The organism is Leptolyngbya sp. NIES-2104 (genome assembly GCF_001485215.1).
GTDB lineage: Bacteria > Cyanobacteriota > Cyanobacteriia > Leptolyngbyales > Leptolyngbyaceae > Leptolyngbya.
Genome location: NZ_BBWW01000001.1, coordinates 1,922,423 through 1,945,120, shown reverse-complemented (window position 1 = coordinate 1,945,120; position 22,698 = coordinate 1,922,423). Strand labels below are relative to the sequence as shown.

General features: G+C 47.5%; 23 protein-coding genes. 12 read left to right on the top strand and 11 right to left on the bottom strand.

Annotated features, from left to right (window positions below):
• Positions 1–64: 64 nt before the first annotated feature.
• Genes NIES2104_RS09070 through NIES2104_RS09060 form a run of 3 tightly spaced genes read left to right on the top strand, consistent with a single transcriptional unit; the run spans position 65 to position 5,313 of the window.
• Positions 65–865 carry a peptidylprolyl isomerase gene (locus NIES2104_RS09070; protein WP_082689953.1) on the top strand — a complete coding sequence of 267 codons (801 nt, stop codon included), beginning with the start codon at positions 65–67 and terminating at the stop codon, positions 863–865.
• Entirely contained in the window at positions 862–3,804 is a 2,943-nt protein-coding gene (locus NIES2104_RS09065) for a type I secretion system permease/ATPase (RefSeq protein ID WP_058997798.1), read from the top strand. Before NIES2104_RS09070 ends, NIES2104_RS09065 begins: the two co-directional genes overlap by 4 nt.
• A 15-nt stretch (positions 3,805–3,819) precedes the next feature.
• On the top strand, positions 3,820–5,313 hold the full coding sequence (locus NIES2104_RS09060; RefSeq protein WP_072218045.1) for an HlyD family efflux transporter periplasmic adaptor subunit: 1,494 nt from the start codon (positions 3,820–3,822) through the stop codon (positions 5,311–5,313).
• On the opposite strand, the gene NIES2104_RS09055 is transcribed toward NIES2104_RS09060, so the two are convergent.
• Positions 5,310–5,849, bottom strand: coding sequence for a DUF456 domain-containing protein (locus NIES2104_RS09055; RefSeq protein WP_058997796.1), 540 nt, complete (start codon positions 5,847–5,849; stop codon positions 5,310–5,312). The genes NIES2104_RS09060 and NIES2104_RS09055 overlap by 4 nt on opposite strands.
• A 7-nt stretch (positions 5,850–5,856) precedes the next feature.
• Positions 5,857–6,699 (bottom strand): M48 family metalloprotease, encoded by an 843-nt coding sequence (locus tag NIES2104_RS09050; protein ID WP_058997794.1) that lies wholly within the window; start codon positions 6,697–6,699, stop codon positions 5,857–5,859.
• 176 nt (positions 6,700–6,875) lie between these two features.
• Here NIES2104_RS09050 and NIES2104_RS09045 point away from each other — a divergent pair, with 176 nt between their 5' ends.
• From NIES2104_RS09045 to NIES2104_RS09035, 3 genes are read left to right on the top strand one after another with little or no spacing between them, the layout of a single operon-like run.
• Positions 6,876–7,133: a hypothetical protein gene (locus NIES2104_RS09045; protein WP_058997792.1), complete on the top strand. Its 258-nt coding sequence runs from the start codon at positions 6,876–6,878 to the stop codon at positions 7,131–7,133.
• An 8-nt stretch (positions 7,134–7,141) separates the two neighbouring features.
• Positions 7,142–7,573 (top strand): PIN domain-containing protein, encoded by a 432-nt coding sequence (locus NIES2104_RS09040; protein ID WP_058997790.1) that lies wholly within the window; start codon positions 7,142–7,144, stop codon positions 7,571–7,573.
• A 37-nt stretch (positions 7,574–7,610) separates the two neighbouring features.
• A complete protein-coding gene (locus tag NIES2104_RS09035; RefSeq protein ID WP_058997788.1) occupies positions 7,611–8,702 on the top strand; it encodes a Gfo/Idh/MocA family protein in 1,092 nt (363 codons plus the stop codon).
• Between the two features lie 3 nt (positions 8,703–8,705).
• Here NIES2104_RS09035 and NIES2104_RS09030 read toward each other — a convergent pair whose 3' ends face one another.
• Both NIES2104_RS09030 and NIES2104_RS09025 read right to left on the bottom strand, forming a co-directional pair.
• Positions 8,706–8,945: a helix-turn-helix transcriptional regulator gene (locus NIES2104_RS09030; RefSeq protein ID WP_058997786.1), complete on the bottom strand. Its 240-nt coding sequence runs from the start codon at positions 8,943–8,945 to the stop codon at positions 8,706–8,708.
• Between the two features lie 95 nt (positions 8,946–9,040).
• Complete coding sequence (locus NIES2104_RS09025; protein WP_059001636.1) at positions 9,041–10,129, bottom strand: ATP-binding protein; 1,089 nt, start codon at positions 10,127–10,129, stop codon at positions 9,041–9,043.
• A 171-nt stretch (positions 10,130–10,300) separates the two neighbouring features.
• On the opposite strand from NIES2104_RS09025, the gene NIES2104_RS09020 reads away from it, so the two are divergent.
• A complete protein-coding gene (locus NIES2104_RS09020; RefSeq protein ID WP_058997784.1) occupies positions 10,301–13,147 on the top strand; it encodes a cation-translocating P-type ATPase in 2,847 nt (948 codons plus the stop codon).
• A 117-nt stretch (positions 13,148–13,264) separates the two neighbouring features.
• On the opposite strand, the gene ahcY is transcribed toward NIES2104_RS09020, so the two are convergent.
• Positions 13,265–14,542 carry an adenosylhomocysteinase gene (gene ahcY, locus NIES2104_RS09015; RefSeq protein ID WP_058997780.1) on the bottom strand — a complete coding sequence of 426 codons (1,278 nt, stop codon included), beginning with the start codon at positions 14,540–14,542 and terminating at the stop codon, positions 13,265–13,267.
• A gap of 400 nt (positions 14,543–14,942) precedes the next feature.
• Between ahcY and NIES2104_RS09010 the strand changes: the two genes are divergently transcribed.
• The 4 genes from NIES2104_RS09010 to NIES2104_RS08995 all read left to right on the top strand — a co-directional run bounded on the left by NIES2104_RS09010 (position 14,943) and on the right by NIES2104_RS08995 (position 16,694).
• Positions 14,943–15,296: a hypothetical protein gene (locus NIES2104_RS09010; RefSeq protein WP_058997779.1), complete on the top strand. Its 354-nt coding sequence runs from the start codon at positions 14,943–14,945 to the stop codon at positions 15,294–15,296.
• Between the two features lie 64 nt (positions 15,297–15,360).
• Positions 15,361–15,639 carry a hypothetical protein gene (locus tag NIES2104_RS09005; RefSeq protein ID WP_058997777.1) on the top strand — a complete coding sequence of 93 codons (279 nt, stop codon included), beginning with the start codon at positions 15,361–15,363 and terminating at the stop codon, positions 15,637–15,639.
• Between the two features lie 88 nt (positions 15,640–15,727).
• A complete protein-coding gene (locus tag NIES2104_RS09000; protein WP_058997776.1) occupies positions 15,728–16,102 on the top strand; it encodes a hypothetical protein in 375 nt (124 codons plus the stop codon).
• A 250-nt stretch (positions 16,103–16,352) separates the two neighbouring features.
• Positions 16,353–16,694: a transcriptional regulator gene (locus NIES2104_RS08995; RefSeq protein ID WP_058997774.1), complete on the top strand. Its 342-nt coding sequence runs from the start codon at positions 16,353–16,355 to the stop codon at positions 16,692–16,694.
• On the opposite strand, the gene NIES2104_RS08990 is transcribed toward NIES2104_RS08995, so the two are convergent.
• Entirely contained in the window at positions 16,691–16,975 is a 285-nt protein-coding gene (locus NIES2104_RS08990) for a type II toxin-antitoxin system Phd/YefM family antitoxin (protein ID WP_058997772.1), read from the bottom strand. The genes NIES2104_RS08995 and NIES2104_RS08990 overlap by 4 nt on opposite strands.
• Positions 16,976–17,026: 51 nt before the next feature.
• Positions 17,027–17,431 (bottom strand): hypothetical protein, encoded by a 405-nt coding sequence (locus tag NIES2104_RS08985; RefSeq protein WP_156426903.1) that lies wholly within the window; start codon positions 17,429–17,431, stop codon positions 17,027–17,029.
• On the opposite strand from NIES2104_RS08985, the gene NIES2104_RS08980 reads away from it, so the two are divergent.
• On the top strand, positions 17,418–18,104 hold the full coding sequence (locus NIES2104_RS08980; RefSeq protein WP_263970935.1) for a class I SAM-dependent methyltransferase: 687 nt from the start codon (positions 17,418–17,420) through the stop codon (positions 18,102–18,104). The genes NIES2104_RS08985 and NIES2104_RS08980 overlap by 14 nt on opposite strands.
• Here the strand turns inward: NIES2104_RS08980 and NIES2104_RS08975 are convergent.
• The 4 genes from NIES2104_RS08975 to NIES2104_RS08960 all read right to left on the bottom strand — a co-directional run bounded on the left by NIES2104_RS08975 (position 18,081) and on the right by NIES2104_RS08960 (position 22,441).
• Positions 18,081–18,716 (bottom strand): hypothetical protein, encoded by a 636-nt coding sequence (locus NIES2104_RS08975; RefSeq protein WP_156426902.1) that lies wholly within the window; start codon positions 18,714–18,716, stop codon positions 18,081–18,083. The genes NIES2104_RS08980 and NIES2104_RS08975 overlap by 24 nt on opposite strands.
• A gap of 369 nt (positions 18,717–19,085) precedes the next feature.
• A complete protein-coding gene (locus NIES2104_RS08970; RefSeq protein ID WP_058997764.1) occupies positions 19,086–20,540 on the bottom strand; it encodes a pitrilysin family protein in 1,455 nt (484 codons plus the stop codon).
• Between the two features lie 7 nt (positions 20,541–20,547).
• Positions 20,548–22,062: a pitrilysin family protein gene (locus tag NIES2104_RS08965; protein ID WP_304608001.1), complete on the bottom strand. Its 1,515-nt coding sequence runs from the start codon at positions 22,060–22,062 to the stop codon at positions 20,548–20,550.
• A gap of 64 nt (positions 22,063–22,126) precedes the next feature.
• Positions 22,127–22,441, bottom strand: coding sequence for a hypothetical protein (locus NIES2104_RS08960; protein ID WP_058997760.1), 315 nt, complete (start codon positions 22,439–22,441; stop codon positions 22,127–22,129).
• Between the last annotated feature and the right edge of the window lie 257 nt (positions 22,442–22,698).

Genomic DNA, 22,698 nt, shown 5'->3' with positions numbered 1-22,698 from the left:
TGATGGTTGGGTCATTGATACTGCCTCGCTTCTCCTAGTTCAAAATCGTGATTCATCCCACTCTATGCCCCTGAGTTTATCTGTGAGCGACTGCCCGGACTCGACTGCATCACCGCCCGCCCCCAATGCTCTATCTGTTCTGCAAATTGGCGATCGTACAATTGCTGCAACCGAGATCGTCCCCTTGTTAAGTCGCTATCGATTGCTGCCCCAGTTGACGCGAGAATTGGTAATTGATCAAGCGATCGCTTCGATTGATTGCACGATCGAAGAAACCCTCAGTGCTTGCCAACAGTTCTATCAGCAAAATCAAATTCACTCAGATGAAACGCGACAAGCTTGGCTCGATCGCAATCATTTGAACCTGAGCGAACTTGAACACTTGATCACACGCACTCTTAAAATCGAGAAATTTAAGCAAGCAACTTGGAGCCACACCTTAGAGTCTCACTTCCTCAAGCGCAAAGCACACTACGATCGCGTGATTTATTCATTGCTGCGGCTTGAGAATGCCAACCTCGCTCAAGAGCTATACTTTCAGATTCAAGAAGGGGAGCGATCGTTTGCAGATTTGGCGAGGCAATACTCTCAGGGTCCGGAAGCTCAAACCGGGGGGCTAGTGGGACCTGTTGAACTTCACACGCTTCATCCTGGACTGGTTCAAAAACTAAGCATCACTCAGCCCGGAAAATTACTATCGCCAACCAAACTCGGTGAATGGACTGTATTAGTGCGGCTCGAAAAGTTGATTCCAGCCCAACTTGATTCGCCGATGCAGCAACGTCTATTAAACGAACTATTTGAAGCTTGGCTCACTGAACAATTGCAAACTGTGAAAATCCGATCGCATCTGTCCCCATCATGACTTCTACCGCCCCCTCTCCCCAAGCCTTTCTCGCCACTCTGCCCCCGTTCCATCAACTTGCACCTGCTACGATCGCAAAACTAACGCAACACATCAAACTCTACCGATATGAAGTCGGGCAACCGATCTTAACGAAAGAGCAACTACCCGGACAAATTAGCATTGTTTATCAAGGACAAGTGCGTCTTCTGGGCTATGATGCGGCAACTCAAAGCTTGATCACGCTACAACGCTTAGAGGTGGGAGCGATTTTAGGATGGGTTAGTTTGATGCGCGATCGATCTTGTGAAACTGCGATCGCGTCCACTGAAACGGTTTGTCTCACGATTCCTGCGGCTGCGTTCTTAACGATTTTGGAACAAGATGCCACATTTCGACAGTGCTTCGAGCGGCAAAAGAGCGCGATTGAAGTGTTTGATGTGTTGGCGATGTATCTACAGCATCGAGCCGATGAAGCATTAATCTTAGAATCAGCGGGTGTGAACAGCATTCGAGAATTTGCCTCAAAAGCTTTTTCCCAAGTGCAAATTGTTCACCTACAGCGCTTTCAAGCTTTACCGCCAGATCAGGTCTGGCTCGTGAGCAATCAGAATGCAATGAATTTACCGATCGGGCAAGAATTCAGCGCAACAAAGCTATCTGGGAATCTTCGCTTAGTAGGATTCCCTCGATCGCTGTTTCACAACACCGCCCCGACTGTCGAAGAACAAAGCAACGATGTTTTAGACATTGATCTCGCACCATCAGAGCCGCCTGTACTCGATCGTAAAACGAAGCGAGTGTATCCTTTTGTCCGGGGGAGAGGCGACATTGAAAGCGCGATCGCTTGCTTTAATATGCTGGCGCAGTTCTGGAAAATCCCATTTCGCAAAGATGTTCTACGGCGCGTTTTACAGAATCAGCAATCACGCGGTAAATTATCTTTGATACAGTGTGGTGCAGTTTCTGAACTGCTTGGACTACAAGCACAACTCGCACAGGTTCCCGTGTCATCGGTTCATCGACTTCCCACACCTGCGATCGTGCAATGGCAAGAAAGCTTTGCGATCGTGTATGAAACCACTTCGAGCAGTTTGACCCTTGCAATTCCTGAGATTGGGATTGTTCGCCGTCAACCTGCGGATTTAATCGCAGCACAATCCACAGAGAGTCAAAATGCAGGCACGATAGCGGCTTTGTTACTTCAGCCGACACGCACCACTCCCAAACAAAAATTCGGTTTGAGTTGGTTTCTTCCTTCGCTGATTCAGTACCGTCGGATTCTGCTCGAAGTCTTTATCGCGTCCTTTCTAGTTCAGCTATTTGGTTTAGCAAATCCACTGGTCACGCAGTTGATCATTGATAAAGTCATTGTTCAAAACAGCCCAAATACGCTTCAAGTGTTTGGCTTCTTTTTAGTTGCGATCGCCATTTTTGAAGCCTTACTATCAAGCTTACGAACCCATCTCTTTGTCGATACCACGAATCGAATTGATCTAGCACTCGGTTCAGAAATCATCGATCATCTGTTGAAACTGCCACTCCGGTACTTCGATCGTCGTCCCGTTGGTGAACTTGCAACCCGCATTAATGAGCTAGAAAACATTCGGCAATTTCTCACCGGAACTGCACTCACGGTTGTCTTAGATGCGCTTTTCTCGATCGTTTACATTGTGGTGATGTTTCTCTACAGTTGGGTGCTGGCTTTAGTCGCGTTAGCCACTCTGCCATTGTTTGTGATCCTCACAGTTTCGGTGTCCCCGATCGTCCGCCGTCAACTGCGCGTCAAATCAGAGCTAAACGCCTCCGCACAGTCTTATTTAGTCGAAGTTCTGTCTGGAATTCAAACTGTTAAAGCTCAGAATGTGGAACTACGATCGAGATGGCAATGGCAGGAACGCTATGCAAAATATGTTTCTGCTGGCTTTAAGACGGTTTCAACCTACACGGCTGCTAGTTCAACCAGTACCTTTCTCAATCAGTTATCGAGTTTACTGGTACTGTGGGCAGGTGCTTATTTAGTGCTGAATGGACAATTGACGTTAGGTGAATTGATCGCCTTTCGGATTATTGCAGGCTATGTAACCAGTCCCTTACTACGACTGACACAACTCTGGCAAAACTTTCAGGAGACCGCCCTATCATTAGAGCGATTGAGTGACATTGTAGACTCACAGCCTGAAGCTGACGAACTCGATCGTAGTAACATTCCATTGCCAGAGATCGTGGGTCAGGTGAAATACGAAAATGTCTCTTTCCGCTTTGATCCGAATGGAGCGCTACAGTTAGAGGATGTATCGGTCGAATTTGAAGCAGGGCAATTCGTCGCGATCGTGGGGCAAAGTGGGTCTGGTAAAAGTACTTTGATGAAGCTTTTACCCCGATTGTATCTGCCTGAAGCAGGACGTATTACAGTCGATGGCTATAACATTCACAAGGTCGAACTCTATTCACTGCGCCGCCAAATTGGGATTGTTCCACAAGACTCTCTATTATTTGAAGGCACAGTTCAAGAAAACATTGCGCTCAATGTTCCCGATGCCTCTCCTGAAGACATTATTTACGCTGCCAAAGTCGCCGCCGCTCATGACTTTATCATGAACCTTCCAAACGGCTACAACACCTCAGTCGGCGAACGCGGATCATCACTGTCAGGCGGACAACGACAACGAATCGCGATCGCACGAACGGTTTTACAAAATCCTCGCTTACTAATTCTCGATGAAGCGACCAGTGCTCTCGACTATGAATCAGAACGTCAGGTGTGTTTGAATCTCGCTCATGCTTTCAAAGGTCGAACTGTCTTTTTTATCACCCATCGACTCAGCACCATTCGCAACGCCGATCGCATTTTAATGATGGATCAAGGCTCAGTGGTGGAACAAGGAACCCACGAAGAACTGATCGCCCTCAGAGGTCGGTACTACTGCCTCTATCAACAACAAGAAGCCCAACTCTAACTCGCCGAAGCTATCATGACGAACGCTAATCTATTTTCTCCAATTTCTTCACCGCTTCCAAGCAAGCAGCCTGCACCCTTTGATCAGCCTGTTATCTTACAACCTTCTCCGGTACTATCGCGCTCCTTAATCTGGGGCATTGCAGGCGTATCAATTTTTTCTGCAACTTGGGCGAGTGTTGCAACCATTGATGAAGCGATTCCCGCGACTGGCAAACTTGCACCCCAAGGAGCCGTCAAAGAAGTTAAAGTACCGATCAACGGAGTCGTCAAAGCGGTTAACATCAAAGATGGACAACGGGTAAAAAAAGGCGATCTATTGATGACGCTTGATCCGACCGCTGCAAAATCACAGCTAAATTCATTTAGAAAAATCCGCACTGCGCTTGAGCAAGAAACGCAACTGTATCGAGCTGCAACGAATGGAATTGCACCACCCGAAGCGGGACGGCTCGAAACTCGTCGATCGCAAGAACTAATCACGCTGACTCAAAATCGTTCTGTCTTAGCCCAAGAAACCCAACTGTACCGCGCTCAGTTAACAAACGGCTCTAGTGCTGGGTTTACCGCAGAACAACGCCTAAGACTGCAATCCGCTCAGTCAGAAGTTGCTTCTCGAATCGCCGCCACTGAACTCGATACGTCTCAACTCGTGCGACAACTTCAAGAAAGCCGCGCTAAACAAATCGGTGTCGAAAAAGTGCTCACCGTCAATCAGCGAATCTTGAATGATATTGAACCGCTTGTAGAAATTGGCGCGATCGCTCGTGTGCAATACCTGCGCCAAAAGCAAGAAGTCGAAACCGGACAATCTCAAATCGAACAACTCCAAGAAGAACAAGCGCGGTTCAGAGATGCGATCGCTCAAGCCCAACAAAAATTACGCAACACGATCGCGGTTTCAACTCAAGAACTGTTGACTAGAATTGCGGACAATGAAAAGCGCATTGCCGACATTGATGACCAACTCAATAAAGTGATCGTCGAAAACAGTAAGCGCATTGCGGAAACCGACAGTCAAATCAGTCAAGCCGAGCAAACTTTGAGATATCAGGAGATTCGTGCTTCTGCAAATGGAACCATTTTCGATCTCAAAGTCACAGGGTCTGGGTTTGTGGCAAACGCGATCGAGCCTGTTCTAAAGATCGTTCCCGACAATGCTTTAATTGCTGAAGCCTACATCACCAACAAAGACATTGGTTTTGTCAAAGAAGGGATGGAAGTTGATGTCCGGCTCGATACCTTTCCATTCAGCGAATTTGGCGACATCAAAGGAAAGATCATCTCGATCGGTTCCGATGCGCTCCCACCGGATCAAGTCCACCCCTACTACCGATTTCCCGTAAAGATTCAACTCGACCAACAAGCGCTACAAGTGCGCGATCGTAAAATTGCGCTTCAGTCTGGGATGTCGGTGAGCGTCAATATTAAATTACGGGATCGTACGGTGATGAGTATTCTAACGGATGCTTTTACCCAACAAATCGACCACCTCAAATCGGTTCGTTAAGTCCACATGACCGAAGACCAGGTTGACCAGACAAAAACCCCCACGGCAACGATCGCTAAAACGACTTCGATCAAGTTCCCAATCAAAGCACCAAAACCGATTCCAAGACTGACTTTTCCAGCGGTTTTAACCCGTTCAGAAGTGGGAAGATTGCGCTGATAAAGATATTCCCCAACAAAGCCGCCGAGCAATCCACCGAGGAGAATTCCCGCGATCGGTCCTCCGATCGGCAAAGCAGGCAGCAACCCAAAAAATCCTACCGCCATCCCCGCAAACATCCCATACTGCGCCCATTTGCTGGCTCCGACTTGTTTCGCGCCCCAGTACGATCCTAACCATTCCACCACCGCGCTGAGAATCAATGCCACGAAGATTAAACCGAGCGGCAAGATTGGAATCGCGAATTTTGTCACCACACACCAAACGAGAATTGCTACCAGAATTAAACTCGGTCCTGGAACCCCTGGTAAGACGGCTCCAGCAACTCCAACCAGCATGACCGCAAGCAATATCCAATACAAAACCATTAAATTCATGATGCTCCTATCTGCGCAGAACGGCTTGTGTGAATCGATCGCGTCCATCTTCCAAATCGGTCGGGATGCCTTGTGGATAGATCTTCTGAATCCCAGATTTCAAGGCTTGTAACCGATTCCCAGGATCAGGGTGAGAGCTAAGAAATTCCGGTTGTCGTCCACTCCCGCTTACTTTGGACAAAATTTGCATCACTTCTAGAATGCCGCGTGGGGTGTAGCCTGCTTCGGTCATGAATTTTAGCCCAAAGCGATCGCTTTCTGACTCATCCTCGCGACCGTACCGCAGATCGACCATTTGATTCACCGCTTGCGCGATCGCAGCGGCTCCCTGTCCGCCATCTTGTCCACCACTTGCAGCAACCCCGATCGCATTCACTAAAGAAGCTCCCAACTGTTGTTTTGCTAAGTGTTCGGCTCCATGTCTTCCGATCACATGTCCCACTTCATGTCCGAACACTCCCGCTAATTGCGCCTCGGAAGACATGCGCCCCAGTAGCGCAGCGGTGATAAAGATTTGTCCACCCGGAAGCGCAAACGCATTCACCGTTTGAGCATCACGCAATAAGTGAAATTCAAACGGGTAGGGAGCTTTTGAAGCTTCCGATCGCTGAACAATCCGCTGTCCCACACCCTCGATGTATGCCTGCAATGCTTCATCGGGATAAAGTCCTCCATGTCGGGCTGCCATTTGCTGACGGCTTTGCAGTCCGAGCACGATCTCTTGGCGCGGTGTCAGTTGAACGCGCTGACTTTCCCCAGTCACCGGATTGACGCTGGTGTTGCCGTAATAGCTAAACAGCCCACCAATGACAAAAAACAATCCTAAAACCAATCGAATTAAAACGCTCACGGTCAGGCTTTATCAAAATACGATCGACTGTATTTTCAAATACTCCAAGGAAATAAATCAATCACTCTAGCGGTACAGTTCATTATTTGTTGCATGAACATTCGATACTGTTACTTGGCTTCGGCTTGCAATTTTTGCAGTAGACTTGAAAAAATGTAGGTTACGAGGGATCTTCAATGAATCTTTCTCCCGCCTTAGAAAGAGAAATCAGGGAAATTGCATCGCTTCAGGGTATTTCACCAGAGGACTTCATTTCTCAAACCTTACTAGAAAAAATCAGCAGTCTAAAGCAGCAGGCTCAGAAGCCCTCTGAGTTACCAAGTTCTCACCTCCGTGAAAAAGATGGCATCCTCGTGTTTGATACAGATTCCTTAGAGCATATTGACTTCAATCTTCTGATTCAGCAGAGCCGCGAAGACTGCGACCAGGAGTAGATTGAAGTGTGAAAGTTCTGTTTGATACCTCCGTAATTGTTGCAGCTTCTCTGCCAAAACATCCCAATCATTCTTCCTGTTTCATACAGCTTCAAGCGGCAAAAAGCGGTCAGATTGAGGCTTATATTTCAACTCATACCCTAGCGGAAGCCTATTCTGTTTTGACTCGAATGCCGAGCCAGCCTCGGATGTCTCCTTCTGATGCCAAAGCTTTGTTAAGCGCACACTTGTCCTACATACAGGCGATCTCACTAGAGTTAAGAGATTATCAAGCTGCAATGGATCAAATGGCTGCACTGAATTTGCCTGGAGGCGGAATTTTCGATGCGTTGATTGCTCAGGCGGCGTTAAAAGCAGCGGTTGACCGCATTCTGACTTTGAATCTTAAGCATTTTACTCGGCTAAGTTCTACGATCGCACAAATCGTGCAAGCTCCTTAATCGTCTAAACTGATCAAGACGCGATCGAACAAAACAAATGGCTGGCTCTAAATTTGGTGTGGCAATCGTCGGAACGGGATTTGGGCAGAAGGTTCATATTCCAGGGTTTCAGGCGCATCCACGAACTGAGATTGTCGCGGTTTATCATCGAGATTTGCAGAAAGCACAATCGATCGCACAAACTCATCAGATTCCCCAGGCTTGTTCATCGATCGAAGAAATTCTAAACCTCTCGAACGTTGACGGAGTGAGCATTTCAACACCGCCCTTTCTGCATTATGAAATGGCGAAATCGATGCTAGATGCAGGAAAACATTTGTTGCTTGAAAAACCGACTGCTTTAGATGTTGATCAGGCGAAAGATTTGTATGGTCGATCGCTGAAGAATCGCGCTATCACCAGCATGAATTTTGAATTTCGATTTGTTCCAGCATGGCAGCAGTTCGCGGATCTTCTAGCTCAGAACTATGTCGGACAGAAACGATTGATCAAGATTGACTGGTTGGTTTCGAGTCGGGCGGATGCGTCTCGTCCTTGGAACTGGTACGCCCGCAAAGAACAAGGAGGCGGCGCGTTAGGCGCATTAGGATCGCATACGTTTGATTATGTTGCTTGGCTGTTTGGAGAAGTCGATCGCTTAACTGCCAATCTCAGTACAGCGATTCCTCAACGTCCTGATCCAACCACAGGCGAACTCAAGCCCGTCGATTCAGATGATACTTGCAATCTCACTTTGGAGTTAGCAGACGGGACTCCTTGCCAAATCTGTATTAGTTCGGTGACCACTCAAGGACGCGGACACTGGATCGAAGTGTACGGCGATCGCGGAACTTTAGTCCTTGGTAGCGATAATCAGAAAGACTATGTACACGGATTCAAACTCTGGGGGGCATCGATCGGACAAGACCTAACAGAGATTGAAATCTCGAAGCAGTATGCGTTTGAGCAAGTTTTCAGTGATGGACGAATTGCGCCATTCATCCGCATTATTGATCAATGGCTCATCAGTATTGACAGACAAGAATCTATCGCGCCCTCGCTTAAAGAAGGCGTGTATTCACAACTACTCATGGATTTGGCACATGAGTCAAACGAAACTGGAACTTGGGTTAAAGTGCCACGGTGGTAAGAATTAAACCTCCTCGTCCGGTGCTAACCCCAAATACAGATGGATAAACTCAGATGCCGCCTTCGGATTGAGAGACTTTAACGCCTTGTAGATCTCGACGACGACTTCAGCCAGCGGATCGCGCTCACCCCTCAGCCAGCGACTGAAGTTCGATCGATTCACACCCATGATCGCAGATAGTTGATACTGCGTGATGCTGTAAGATTCCAGCACCTGTTTCAATGCACTCCCCGCTTTTGACATGCTCCGTTTTGGACAACAGTGGATGCTTTGACTATATCGGGTTTTAAACTCTGTGCAAATAAATAGAGTGGTTCCTATCCTAATCAAAGAATTTTCTACGATAATCGATGCTTCAACCATGCACCGAGCAAAGGAAGCGCAATTCGATATCCCAGTTCGGCTCCGTAGACTAATCCTTTCTGTTCTAGACTGGCTAACGCACCTTGTAGTCCGCCACCTCGCGACAAATTATGTTTCTGAATATACTCGCGGGCGTGAGGACTGTCCGTGGGATCAAGCGCCAGACTCTCTAAAACTCGGACTTGACTATGTGGCAGCAGCAAAATAAGTGATTCAAACGTCACGGAAAGATCCTCGATGAGCGCGATCGCACTTCGTTCGACTTGATGCGGTTGAACAATTGTCAGAAGTTCATGATTTTCCCGCTTTCCATATTCCAACCAAACCCGACGGGCAAGCGTGATCGCATCTCCAAAATGTCCTTGCACATAGTTGAGAAACAGCAGTAAGCTCTCTGGCTCGAATTCTAAGCCTTCTGCCAGCATCGTTTCTGAGATCCAAGCCTGCATCGTGCTATTAGAAACCGGACTCAGAGCGACGATCGGTAAATGATTTGACTCTGACCAGCGTTCTGCAACGGTCGCAATCAGCGCGTAACTCACTCGACTTTGCCGCTCAACTTCTTGGCGCAGATATTGCTCCCATTTGTTAGCTCGATCGAACGATCGCAGATGCGGAAAATTGAGAAAAACAATCACGACCCGACTATTTGACCATTCTGCTAACGCTTGTGGCAAGGTTAATAGCGCTTCAAACAGCATCGATTCTTTACCAGGAGCAGAATGCCAGGTAAGCTGAGGTCTGCCATTGGTCGATCGCAGAATGAAGGGCTGCTCTTTGCTCCAGCGATCGATGAATCGAATTTCTTCTGGAGTCTCATAAGTTGAGAGAATCGCTTCAGCTAGAAGTTGCAGAAATCGCGAATAGTTCGTGGCGCGCAGACAATCGATTTCGAGCACTTTCGCACCACAATTGCGGGCGGCAGTCCGAATTAATGTCCGTCGTCCGATACCGGGAACACCAGCGAGGAGCAAATCGCGATCGCTCAGCAAAATTTGACTCACTTGTGCGAGTTCTTGCTGCCGTCCCACGAGCCTAGAAGAAGGGAATGGAGAACTTACCATCGGATCGAAATCTGTGCCTTTAGACGCTTCACAACGATTCTCCACAGCGCTATTGTCTGAATCTTATAACAGAACTTTCAAAAATAATACTATTTAATAGTGCTATATTCTGCTTATTGGCACTATCATAAGGTGCTGTAGGCATTTATCCCCTAACTCCTAAGTTTTTCTATGTCTGCCCATTCCCTCCCATCGCCAACCACGGCTTGGCATACCTTAGACACAGCCGGGTCGCTTTCTACCTTGAACAGCGATCCCAAGACCGGATTAAGCGACCAAGAAGCGGCAACCCGCCTCGAACAATACGGAACGAATGAACTCGAAGAATCAGGCGGTCGAAGCGCCTGGGAAATTCTGATTGATCAGTTCAAGAACGTGATGTTACTGCTGCTGATCGGAGTCGCGTTAATCTCCGGACTGCTAGATTTACTCGCGCTTACTCAAGGCAATCTCAGAGAAGGCGAAGTCCCCTTCAAAGATACGATCGCGATTTTAGCGATCGTCATTCTCAACGGTGCGCTGGGCTATGTTCAGGAAAGCCGCGCAGAAAAAGCCCTTGCTGCATTGAAACAACTTTCATCACCACGAGTTCGCGTCCTGCGGGGTGGAAGAATCACAGAAGTCGATTCTAAGTATCTCGTTCCGGGTGACGTGATGCTCGTCGAGGCGGGAGTGCAACTTGCAGCAGATGGTCGGATTCTAGAAGCAGCCAACCTGCAAGTCCGAGAAGCGGCACTCACCGGAGAAGCTGAAGCGGTCAACAAGAATGCAAATGCGGTCATCAAAGAAGATGCAATGCCTGCCGATCGCATTAACATGACTTATCAGGGGACTGAAGTCGTTAACGGTCGCGGCACGATTTTGGTGACTGGTACGGGAATGCGGACGGAGCTAGGCAAGATCGCCGCTCAGATTCAAGGCGTGGAATCAGAACCGACTCCGTTGCAGAAACGGATGGATCAACTCAGTAAAGCCCTTGTGACTGGGGCACTGATTCTGGTTGCGGTCGTGGTGGGTGGCGGTCTAATCTTCACCCGCGACTTCACCAAGCTGCAAAACCTACTGCAAACCGCGCTAAGTATGGCGGTCGCGGTTGTACCGGAAGGTTTACCTGCGGTGATTACGGTGACATTAGCGATCGGGACTCAGCGCATGGTGCGTCGAAATGCCCTGATTCGGAAGCTACCAGCGGTTGAAACGCTCGGCTCGGTCACGACGATTTGTTCTGACAAAACTGGAACTTTGACGCAAAACAAAATGGTGGTGCAATCGCTCCACACAATTAGTTCTAGTCCAAAAGTGACCGGAGAAGGATACGCCCCAGATGGAGAGTTCCTAAGCAACGGTTCAAGAGTCATTCCTGCCGATAGTCCAGAACTCAGAGCGTTGTTACTCGCTTGTACCGTGTGTAACGACTCGATTCTGCAACAAGAGGAAGGGCAATGGATTATCTTAGGTGATCCAACCGAAGGAGCATTGTTAACCGCTGCGGCAAAAGCTGGACTTGAAAAAGATCAGTGGAACAGTAAACTGCCGCGGATTGCAGAATTTCCGTTCTCATCCGATCGCAAACGGATGAGCGTGATCGTGAAAGATGCGGCAGGCTTGCTGCAATCAGAGACCGATTTTCTAGCAACGCCTTATCTGATGTTTACGAAAGGGTCGCCGGAAATTGTTCTAGAGCGGTGTCAGCAGATTCAGATTAGCGATCGCGTTGAACCGATTACCCAAGCACAACGCGCTCAAATTCTGCAACGAAACAACGAACTTGCTGGAAATGGTCTACGGGTTCTCGGTTTTGCCTACAAACCGCTGAAAGAAGTTCCGCCAGAAGATGCGGATGAAGCTTCGGAACAAGGTTTAGTTTGGCTCGGTTTAGTTGATATGCTCGATGCACCGCGTCCAGAAGTGCGTGAAGCGGTGAAACGGTGCCGTACAGCCGGAATTCGTCCGGTGATGATTACTGGAGATCACCAACTCACAGCAAGCGCGATCGCTCAAGATCTCGGTATTGCTAAACCTGGTGATGAAGTTCTAGTCGGACGCGAACTCGAAGCGATGAGCGACCAAGAACTAGAACAACATGTCGATCGCGTCAGCGTGTTTGCGCGGGTTGCTCCTGAACATAAACTGCGAATTGTCCGAGCACTCCAAAAGCAAGGTGAAATTGCTTCGATGACCGGAGACGGTGTGAACGATGCACCTGCTCTCAAACAAGCAGACATCGGAGTCGCAATGGGCATCACCGGGACTGATGTGAGTAAGGAAGCGTCGGATATGGTGCTTCTCGATGACAACTTTTCAACGATCGTGGCAGCGGTCGAAGAAGGTCGAACTGTTTACACAAACATTCGCCGCTTCATCAAATACATCTTGGGATCGAACATCGGGGAAGTCATTACGATCGGGCTTTCTGTGCTTCTGATTCCTGCGGTGGCTGCAACCGGAAGTGTACCGCTAACGCCGCTGCAAATCCTGTGGATGAACTTGGTGACAGATGGTCTACCCGCGTTGGCGTTGGCGGTTGAACCTGCGGAACCGAATGTAATGGATCGTCCGCCGAATCATCCCAGAGAAAGCATCTTTTCACGAGGCTTGGGTGCTTACATCATCCGAATCGGGATTGTGTTAGCGATTCTTGCGACTGCCACAATGGTGTGGGCATATAACTGGACAACGACGAACTTTGGTGGACCGCTCGATGACGATCGCTGGAAAACGATCGTGTTTACAACCCTATGTTTAGCGCAGATGGGGCACGCGATTGCCATTCGATCGAACAGTAAATTAACGATCGAGCTAAATCCATTCACGAACCTCTATGTATGGGGTGCAGTTATCCTGACCACCATTCTGCAATTATTGTTAGTGTATGTGCCACCGCTTCGAGCGTTCTTCGGTACACACTATCTACCGTTTAACGAATTGATGGTTTGTTTCGGCGTGAGTGCGCTGATGTTTGTCTGGATTGAAATGGAGAAACTATTCTTCCGGTTCTATTTCCGCAAGAAGCGTTAATCTTGACTTCTGTTAGCGATCGCCGTTCTCGAATCGAGGACGGCGATTTTTTCCACTAAAAAAGGTAGGCAACATTACGCTACCTACCTAAAGTGTAGATCAGACGGATTGAACCGATTAGGTTCCAGAAGTCCAGGAGTTGATGTACTCGGTTTGATCAGAGGTCAGGCTATCGATCGAGAAACCCATCGCTTGCAGTTTCAAGCGGGCGATCTCTTGATCCAACTCAGTCGGAACCGGATAAACACCAGGCTCTAACTTACCTTTGTTCTGCACCAGATATTCTGCTGCTAACGCTTGGTTTGCAAAGCTCATATCCATCACCGCGCTCGGATGTCCTTCTGCGGCTGCCAAGTTCACCAAACGACCTTCGCCCAAGACCACGACGGATTTACCGGATTTGAGGCTGTACTCTTCGGTAAAGTTGCGAACGGTCTTAACATCGGTTGAGCGTTCTTTCAGGGCTTCGAGGTCGATTTCGATGTCGAAGTGACCGGAATTACATACGATCGCGCCATCTTTCATCGCGTCGAAGTGTTCACCCCGAATGACGTGCTTGTTGCCTGTGACGGTGATGAAGATATCGCCTTTCGCTGCCGCTTCAGACATCGGCATCACTTGGAAACCATCCATCACAGCTTCGATCGCTGCAACGGGGCTGATTTCGGTCACGATCACGTTTGCACCTAAACCACGAGCGCGATTTGCAGTTCCTTTACCGCACCAGCCATATCCAGCAACGACGATCGTTTTACCCGCCAACAGAATGTTTGTTGCGCGGATGATTCCGTCGAGGGTTGATTGTCCGGTTCCGTAACGGTTATCAAAGAAGTGCTTGGTTTCAGCATCGTTGACGTTCACAGCGGGGAAAGTCAGCGCACCGTCTCTAAGCATCGCTTGTAAGCGGACGACTCCAGTAGTGGTTTCTTCGGTCGTTCCGATCAAGTCTGCAAGTTGGTGTTTGCGTTGTTGTACCAGAGTGGCAACTACATCACAACCATCATCGATAATCAGGTTGGGACGATGATCCAACGCGATTTGGACGTGCTTGTGATAGGTATCATTGTCTTCGCCTTTGATTGCGAAAACGGGGATTTCGTAGTCTGCAACTAAGCTTGCAGCTACATCATCCTGAGTGGAAAGTGGGTTAGAAGCAATCAAAATCGCATCGGCTCCACCCGCTTTGAGGGCGATCGCGAGATTTGCAGTCTCGGTCGTGACGTGGCAGCACGCCACGAGTCTGATGCCTTCAAACGGTTTTTCTTGAGCGAAACGATCGCGGATTTGCTTCAACACTGGCATTTCCCGCCCAGCCCATTCGATCCGCTGTTTACCAGCAGGCGCAAGGGCAAGGTCTTTAACTTCGTACTTCAAACGGACGGGGGTTGCAGTCATGTAACTGTTCCTTACAAAGAGACATCAATTGGAGTTGTGAAGACTCCTTAACACGTTAGCTTGCATCGCTAGATTCGATCCAGCGATCGCTCGAATTTTCTCACGACTGCCGAAACGGTCTAGAAGGCAAGTTAAACCTTAATTTCAAACGGGTTCGGAGTGAAGTCAAGGATACGGGTAAAGCTTTTTACAGGCTTTACGGGATTGTTCTGGACTTCTCTCAAAAGCTTAACGTTTCTTTATAGAGAATGGTCAATTTCACGGAAATCAGATAATATAGTACAAGAATACCAGTAAAGCCGAAAACCGCCCTTTTTGGGTACGGCGATCGCGCTTTAATCCCTCCCAAGTTGTAGTTGATGTTCACTACAATGAAGAAGTAATGAATCCTCCCCTTTCCATGAGTAGTTTCGTTCCAGTTGGTCGGTTTTTCTCGATGGGCGATGGACGGGTTGGACAGTATCTTTCGACTAGAGTTTTAAGTGTGAGGACTCCGTTTCGTCGATATTCTCGATCGAATGATGTCTGTTATCTCGGCTTTGAGAAGTTGAGCCAAGCTCAGAAATTTGCTCAATCGCTTGCGAGTTCAAGGTTACGGTTTTCGGTGCAGAAGAGTCAAGCGCTGACTCAGTTTCCGTATGAGATTAAGTTGTACGGCGATACTGAGACGGCGAAGCGGCTGGCATATTGGGATCGTAAAGATCACGATCGTGCTGCCCAAACTTCTCGACAAAGTTCTGTAATTGCGGCGTAGAAATCACTTGAAATCGTAGCCGTTTTACACTACAATTAGTACATGTGATTCAGGTTCTTGTTCCATGACGAAGCATTACATTCTTCAGCTTGATCCGAGTGCCAAGTATGAGTGGGATCGGTGTTCGCTTCGTGATCCGATTACTGCCGATCGACCAGAGTTTGCTGGGCTAATCGCGCAAGCAGTCGGAGAGCAGCCCGGTTCGTATCTCGTGTCCGTCAAGATTGAAGTGCAAGTTCTAGAGCAAGCGGCACCGCAGTCTCAAAGAGAGCTTCCCCCGATTTCCGAGCTTTCCTCTGAGCTACCGACTCGCGTTCCGGTGTTACAGAGTCGCGTCGCTTAGAGCTTGAAAGGTTTGTTGTTGTTCGTAGTCGGTTGTCAGTTTTGACCCGATGGCTACTGACCACTTATTATTTTCAGGAATGTCAGTCATGAAACTTCGTTTAGATCAATATCCCAGTGCGATCGCTCAAGCTTCCCAGCATGTGAATGAATTGGAGCAGAATATCGCTGAGGTTCGCTATCATATCGCTCGACTGGAAGGCAATGCCGATATGGTCGTCGCGTTTGAAGCCGCCTTGAAGAATGACAATCAGCGCAAAGCCCGCCGCTTTGAAGTGCTGCAAGTGAATAATGAATATCAGCGGGCGATCGATGCCCTGAATCGCTCCACGACCGAGAAAGCGAATGCGTTCGCTCATTTGGAGCGGTTGCGGAACGAGTTCAGCGTCGCCAAGCTAGAAGCCAGATTCGCGATCGCGCAGCAGTTGAGCGGATTAGAGTCGCGTGAATTGGTCGGCTTGTAGAGACACGATTCAAGGAGTTAAGTAAATAATTGTGGGGTGGGCATCCTGCCCGCCTAGGGAAGCAGGCAAGATGCCTGCCCCACATTTATTACTTGTTTTCTTATCCGCATTCTATCCCGGTTGATGTGTAGCAGTAGAGCGCCCATTGGTTCTACTGCTTTCTGATGAAAAAAAGACCTCCACCACTCGCGGCAAGGTCGTTCAGTTGATTCAAGTTCTCAGACCATAGATTAATCGAAAGGTGGATCGAATGCAAGAAAGAGTGGTGGTGGTGATTCGGGAGTTAATGAAACTACAAGGCGTGAGTATTCGTCAGATTTCGGCAAAAATCGCTGAAGAGCATGGTGGCAGTGCATTAGGCTACACACAGCAAATTAATCGAATTCTGAACGATCCGAAATATGAGCCAAGTTTTGCAACGGTTGAGAAGATTTTATCAGCGTTGAAATTCTCAATGTGGCAATTGCCGTCGAATTTGAAAACGATCGAAGCTCGACTTGATCATTTAAACGATGAAATTTCCGAGATTAAAGATACGATCGCGCAAATCAGTTTAGCGATCGAGACAATTTCTGATAAGTGCAAGATTTAGCGATCGTAATAGTAATATTCAGCGTGTAGCGAATCCAAAGTACGAGGTTGGTTCGTTCTAGATTGTGCGCGTTCTAACGCATCAAGCAAACGAACTGCATTTGCATGTGAACTAAACAGATAAACGGTCTCGCGTAGGCTTTCTAGCTCTGCGGTCGAGATAATCGAAACGCTCTCAGCGTCTTCGCGGGTAATTTCGATCGCTTCTCCTGTCGAAATCGCTTCCTCACATAGTTGTGCGAAATTTTCGATGGCTTCAGTATGAGAAATTTGTTTTGCCATAGGTGCAATTTCAACGCGATGCCTCATTGTAATTCAGGAAAGAACTGAATCCTACTCGATCGCTTTGAGTTTCCAGTCTTCACCTTCACGCTGAGCTAACTTCCAAATCTGCTTTTTATCGACAATCTGCCGCTGCAAATACAGATCGAAAGAATTGTCTGACAATTGATCTTGTCGCTTCGGTAGCTTCAGAGTGAAATCGTACTCGCCTTTAACGTGATAGCCCTCGATACCTTCGATCTTGAGCGGAGATTGATCGGTGATTTTGACGCGATCGACATTCACTTTCGGAATGCCTGAGAGTTTGATCTGCTGGCTGATTTCTTGCTGAGTCTGATCGACCGTAATCGCGATCGCTTTTTTCAATACATTTCCAGGAACTGAATATCGCCCACCACACGCGACTAAACCAATTGCTAGAACAATCGATAAGATAATTTGTATGGTTCGTTTCACGGTCATAACTCCCATGTATAAGCAAGCGTTTGGTGTCGATGAGTCTCTCTACCGCTATATTCTCTCAAACTCGCAGCCAGAATCGGACATTCTCGCCCAACTTCGTGAAGAAACCGCACAGATGCCCCAAGCTCGAATGCAGATTTCGTCGGATCAGGGTCAATTGATGGCGCTCTTGGTGCGATTAATGCAGGCAAAAAAAGCGCTAGAAGTGGGAGTCTTCACCGGATATAGTTCGCTTTCGGTTGCGATCGCGTTACCGCCGGATGGAAAACTGATTGCGTGCGATGTAAGTGAAGAATATACCGCGATCGCTCGTCGATACTGGGAACTCGCAGGAGTCGCAGACAAGATTGATCTACGCATCGCACCCGCGATCGACACACTCGATGAACTTTTGAAGGATCAAGCAGGAACATTCGACTTCGCCTTTATCGACGCGGATAAAGGCAACTATGCGAATTACTACGATCGAGCAGTTCAACTCGTGCGATCTGGTGGATTAATTGCGATCGACAATGTCTTGTGGGCGGGTCGTGTGGCTGATGAAACCGATCACGATAAGATTACGAACACGATTCGCGACTTCAATGCGAAAGTCGCGCAAGACGATCGAGTGATGGTTAGCCTTTTACCGATCGCAGATGGATTAACCCTTGCGTTGAAGCGGTAATTCAAGTTCAGGTTGCTGCACAACTTTTTCTTGCTGTTTAATTAGCGATATACCGTACCAACACAAAACGCTCATAAATAGCATTTCTCCGCCGTCTTCAAGCAGGTCAAAAGCACTATACAAGCGGGGGTAGAGTGTCGTAACAATGATGTGAAGAACATCTAGCACAATGCCACAAAACACCACTCCGCCCAATAAGACTAAAACTCGATAACAGACCTGACGAAACGCCCTACTTCCCCGCCAGTAGGAACTACCAATGAGAACAGCAAAGAAACTTCCTGCGATCGCATTCACAATTAGCTCTCCATAGTCGATCGCTCGAAGCTTGAACATCGGCTGAAAATTGAAATTCAGTGCGATCATCTCTCCAACTCGTTCATGAATTAGAAACAAGTCATCTAAGAATAAATAGCAACATAGTAGCGACAATGATCCGTATAGCCAGTTAGAGCGAATACGGGTCAACATCGCAAAACTAAACACTAACCAAAGTTCTTTAATGTATTGGAATGTTTCTCCAAAACTGCGATCGGCTGCGATCGACCAATAAGAAGGAGGAGTATCAATATAGAGAATATAAGCAGCAGTATGAATCCCAATGATAGTCAAATCGGTGAGCAGCAATAGTGCAAGAAATTCAAGTGAACCTTGCCTGCTTAAACCCCTCACAATCCTGTGTCTGTCTATCTTTTTCAATTGAGTTCTTCGGTAATTTTAGATGATTTCATCCGTAAGCACCCAGACATGCCGCTCAGCATTGATGTATCAGTGAATGCCTTAACTTTCTCTTATTCTCCACTTAACCTAAACAGACACAAGAAATTTGAAATCTACCAATAGATAGATAACGAATCTTGTAATTTAATTAGTTCAATCTAAATGAATGTTTGAAATTAAAAACGTTAAACATACAAATTACCCTCTGGCTCTAGCAAATTTTGCAGAATCAGAGGGTTAATTTAGGCTATGTTAAAAAAATCACTGAGGCTTCGGAATGGTGATATCAACTGCTGCTACAGGTTGCCCTAAACTCGATAGCGCAGGCTGAATTTCTTTCTCGTTTCCAACCACTAAAGTCACGATCTTGTCAGGCTGAAGATACTTTTGTGCAACTCGTTGAACATCAGAAGTCGAAGTCGCTTCCACAGCTTTGCGATACTGAAAAATGAAGTCGTTTGGATACCCGTAATATTCGTAACGCAACAACCGCGATAAGGTTTGACTCGGATCTTGGAAGTTAAAGATAAACGAGTTCAACACTGTATCTTTTGCAAAAGCGAGTTCATCGGCTGAGATTGGTTCTTTCCGAATCCGATCGATTTCCTGCCTCACCGATCGAATAAACGGAACGGTCGCATCCGATCGCGTTTCGCCACTCGCAATAAATACACCCGGATAATCAAACTGAGCGCTCCAACTTGCACCGACTGAATAAGCTAATCCTTGACGCGATCGCACTTCGTTAAACAATCGCCGCCCAAATCCACTCAAGACATCTTCCATCACGCTCAAAGCCGGATAATCTGGGCTGTTCAAGGTTCCGCCGAGATGACCCATTTGAATGTAACTTTGATTCAATTGCGGCTGATTTACGAAGAACACGCCGCCTTGTTTTGCTTGTTTCACGGGTTCTGGAGTCGGTTTTGGTAATGCTGCTTGAGCCGCAGGTTTCCAAGTGCCAAATTTCGCTTCGATGAGCGATCGCATTTGTTTCGGTTCAAAGTCGCCAACAATTCCGAGCAGCATCTGATCAGGACGAAACGATCGCTGATAGAACGCAATCAAATCATTGCGCGAAACGTTCGCGATCGTGGCATATTCGATCGTTCGAGCAAAAGGACTTTCATCGCCGTAGATTAATTTCTGAAATTCTCGACCTGCGATGCCGTTGGGATCATCGTTTCTGCGGGCAATTCCGCCTTGAAGTTGAACTTTCGCGATCGCGAATTTATCTTCTGCAAATGCAGGCTGCTGAATCACTTCCGCAAACAGATCGAACACTTCGGGCAAATCTTCTGCGAGCGTATTGAATCCTGCACTTCCCGCAGTGGTGGAAATTCCCGTTTCAATCACTGCGGCACGTTGTTCTAGTAATTGATTGAGTTGATCAGCGGTGCGTTTTTGCGTTCCACCCGCACGAACTAGAGTTCCGGTCAGTTCTCCAAGTCCGACTTGATTCGTGGGATCGAATTTATCGCCTGTCCGCACGATCGCGGTTCCACTAACTAAAGGCAATTCGTGATCTTCCATCAAGTACACGATCATGCCGTTTTGAAGCTGAAAGCGCGTATAGTCTGGAACGCGAATTTCTGGAGGCGGTGAGAACTTTAGATCGGTGTAGTGCTTTGGTGTATCTGCAACGGCGGGATGCACAGATAGTAATACAAAAAGTAACGCTGAAATAAATAGCGTAGTGATTCGGAGTAGTTTCATTCGTGGCTTATCCTTGGGGCAAAATGCGCCCGATCGTGCGATTGTTGTCGATAAACGTGGCTTTGGCGACTCGCTGAATATCAGCAGGTGTAATTTTCGCGATCGCGTCAATCTGCTTAAACAAGTTTCGCCAGCTTCCCGTTTTGATTTCGTACTCTAAGAGCGACTGAGCCATTCCCATGTTTGAATCGAGCGATCGTAATAATCCGGCTCTCGCTTGAGTTTTTACGCGATCGAGTTCTTCTGCCGAAACAGGCTGAGTTTTTAATCGATCGATTTCCGCTCTCAATGCAGGTGCGACTTCTTCAATCGATCGACCCGGAGCCGTCAACGCATAAAACACCATCAAATTCGGAAACTTATCGCCCGGAAAACCATTAATTCCTTGAGCCGCTAATGCGAGTTTTTTCTGCTCAACCAGCGATCGATACAGTCTCGAAGTCCGACCATCACTGAGAATCGATGCGATCGTTTCATAGATCGCATTATCAGGATGGTTCAACGCTGGACGATGATAGCCTTCCAAATACCAAGGCTGAGATTGCAGTTTTAGCGTCACTTCTCGCTGTTTGGTTTGCGAAGGTTCAACAGCGATCACATCAGGTGGGGTAGGCTTCGTTTTATAACGACCGAAATAGAGTTGAGCGAGGCGTTTCACTTCAGTAGGATTCACATCACCGACAATTGCGATCGTCAAATTATTCGGAACGTAATGTGTATCAAAAAAGTCCTGCACATCTTTTCGCGTCAAATTCACCAAATCAGCCGTGTACCCAATCACCGGACGACGATAAGGATGAACTTGAAATGCAGTACCGACGAAGGCTTCGATCAATTGCCCGATCGGAGAATTCTCTGTTCTCAATCGTCGCTCTTCTAAAATCACCGATTTCTCTTGGAAAAACTCCCGAAATACAGGCTCTAGAAACCGTTCCGATTCAAGCGACATCCAGAGTTCTAGCTTATTCGAGGGGAAGCTATAGAAATACCGAGTCGCATCAGAAGATGTATTCGCGTTCAAACCGACTCCGCCTGCTTGCTCCACAATGCGACCGAGTTCGTTTTGCCGTCCTAGTTTCGTCGCTTCGGCTTGAATGCGATCGAACTCGACTTGCAAGGCGCTGACATCTTTCTTCTGTTCTTTTCCAGCTTTAATCTGCGCTGCAAGCTGATCTAACTGATCTAACAGCGGCTTTTCTGCCTGATAATTCGAGGTTCCGATCCGCGTTGTGCCTTTGAACGCCAAATGCTCTAAATAGTGAGCAACTCCGGTTTTTCCTTCCGGTTCATCTGCGCCACCGACATCCGCATAAGTTAGAAACGAAACCACAGGCGCTTGGTGTCGCTCTAACACGATAAATTTCAGACCATTCTCTAACTTAAATTCGGTGACATTTTGAATCACACGATCGAGATACGGCTGAATCGACTGAGTAGGTAGCGTTCGTGCAAATCCAGCACCCGGAACGCTACTCCAACCAAGGAGAAAAATTAATACAAAACTGACAATTGTCCGACTCATTCTCACCATGTTTACGACCTTTGAAGGCACGTTTTCTAGGATAGAGAGTTTCGTCAGAATTGACTTATTCAGAGAGGGGTTTGTTCGCGTCGATCGCGGTTGTCACCGTGAAATTATAAGTGTCGAACAGTGCACCGACGACTGCACAAGCACATCCAATGACGATCGCGCCTTCAAGCGCACTTCCATTTCCAAAGGTTTGAAGAAATGACAGCATTTGAGTGGTGCAGGCTTGTCCGAATAGGGTGAGTCCTGGAATCGCTCCAAGAAACAGAAGAATCATAATCATGCCGCCGAGGAGCGTGAGCGGGGCAAGGAAACTCAATAGACTGGCTAAGAGGAGCGATCGAAGATAACTAAGGGTGAGGCTAAACGACATAGACCACCTACATGAAACGAACTTGAAACAGGTTGGAGCTTCCTCTAAGAATACGAGGGAATTTTCAGTTCGGGTCTGGATGTTACCAAATCTTAAATCTTTATAAAGAAACTTGGTGAAGGACTGACTGAATTATGTACCAGTAAACCCTGAAAAGCTGTAATTGCGTTTACGACTTCACAGAGTGATACACATCGACTTTTCGCCCAGATTCAGACGAATGCTCTAGAGTTTCTTTACAAATCTCAATACAACTG

Bases quoted from the DNA above. Each gene is read 5' to 3' on its own strand.
- NIES2104_RS09070 (WP_082689953.1), top strand. From the start codon at position 65: ATGCCCCTGAGTTTATCTGTGAGCGACTGCCCGGACTCGACTGCATCA.
- NIES2104_RS08970 (WP_058997764.1), bottom strand. From the start codon at position 20,540: ATGAAACTACTCCGAATCACTACGCTATTTATTTCAGCGTTACTTTTT.
- NIES2104_RS09030 (WP_058997786.1), bottom strand. From the start codon at position 8,945: ATGTCAAAAGCGGGGAGTGCATTGAAACAGGTGCTGGAATCTTACAGC.
- NIES2104_RS08990 (WP_058997772.1), bottom strand. From the start codon at position 16,975: ATGGCAAAACAAATTTCTCATACTGAAGCCATCGAAAATTTCGCACAA.
- NIES2104_RS09025 (WP_059001636.1), bottom strand. From the start codon at position 10,129: ATGGTAAGTTCTCCATTCCCTTCTTCTAGGCTCGTGGGACGGCAGCAA.
- NIES2104_RS09065 (WP_058997798.1), top strand. From the start codon at position 862: ATGACTTCTACCGCCCCCTCTCCCCAAGCCTTTCTCGCCACTCTGCCC.
- NIES2104_RS09045 (WP_058997792.1), top strand. From the start codon at position 6,876: ATGAATCTTTCTCCCGCCTTAGAAAGAGAAATCAGGGAAATTGCATCG.
- NIES2104_RS09020 (WP_058997784.1), top strand. From the start codon at position 10,301: ATGTCTGCCCATTCCCTCCCATCGCCAACCACGGCTTGGCATACCTTA.
- NIES2104_RS09035 (WP_058997788.1), top strand. From the start codon at position 7,611: ATGGCTGGCTCTAAATTTGGTGTGGCAATCGTCGGAACGGGATTTGGG.
- NIES2104_RS09060 (WP_072218045.1), top strand. From the start codon at position 3,820: ATGACGAACGCTAATCTATTTTCTCCAATTTCTTCACCGCTTCCAAGC.
- NIES2104_RS09000 (WP_058997776.1), top strand. From the start codon at position 15,728: ATGAAACTTCGTTTAGATCAATATCCCAGTGCGATCGCTCAAGCTTCC.
- NIES2104_RS08960 (WP_058997760.1), bottom strand. From the start codon at position 22,441: ATGTCGTTTAGCCTCACCCTTAGTTATCTTCGATCGCTCCTCTTAGCC.
- NIES2104_RS09005 (WP_058997777.1), top strand. From the start codon at position 15,361: ATGACGAAGCATTACATTCTTCAGCTTGATCCGAGTGCCAAGTATGAG.
- ahcY (WP_058997780.1), bottom strand. From the start codon at position 14,542: ATGACTGCAACCCCCGTCCGTTTGAAGTACGAAGTTAAAGACCTTGCC.
- NIES2104_RS08995 (WP_058997774.1), top strand. From the start codon at position 16,353: ATGCAAGAAAGAGTGGTGGTGGTGATTCGGGAGTTAATGAAACTACAA.
- NIES2104_RS08965 (WP_304608001.1), bottom strand. From the start codon at position 22,062: ATGAGTCGGACAATTGTCAGTTTTGTATTAATTTTTCTCCTTGGTTGG.
- NIES2104_RS09055 (WP_058997796.1), bottom strand. From the start codon at position 5,849: ATGAATTTAATGGTTTTGTATTGGATATTGCTTGCGGTCATGCTGGTT.
- NIES2104_RS08980 (WP_263970935.1), top strand. From the start codon at position 17,418: ATGGTTCGTTTCACGGTCATAACTCCCATGTATAAGCAAGCGTTTGGT.
- NIES2104_RS09010 (WP_058997779.1), top strand. From the start codon at position 14,943: ATGAGTAGTTTCGTTCCAGTTGGTCGGTTTTTCTCGATGGGCGATGGA.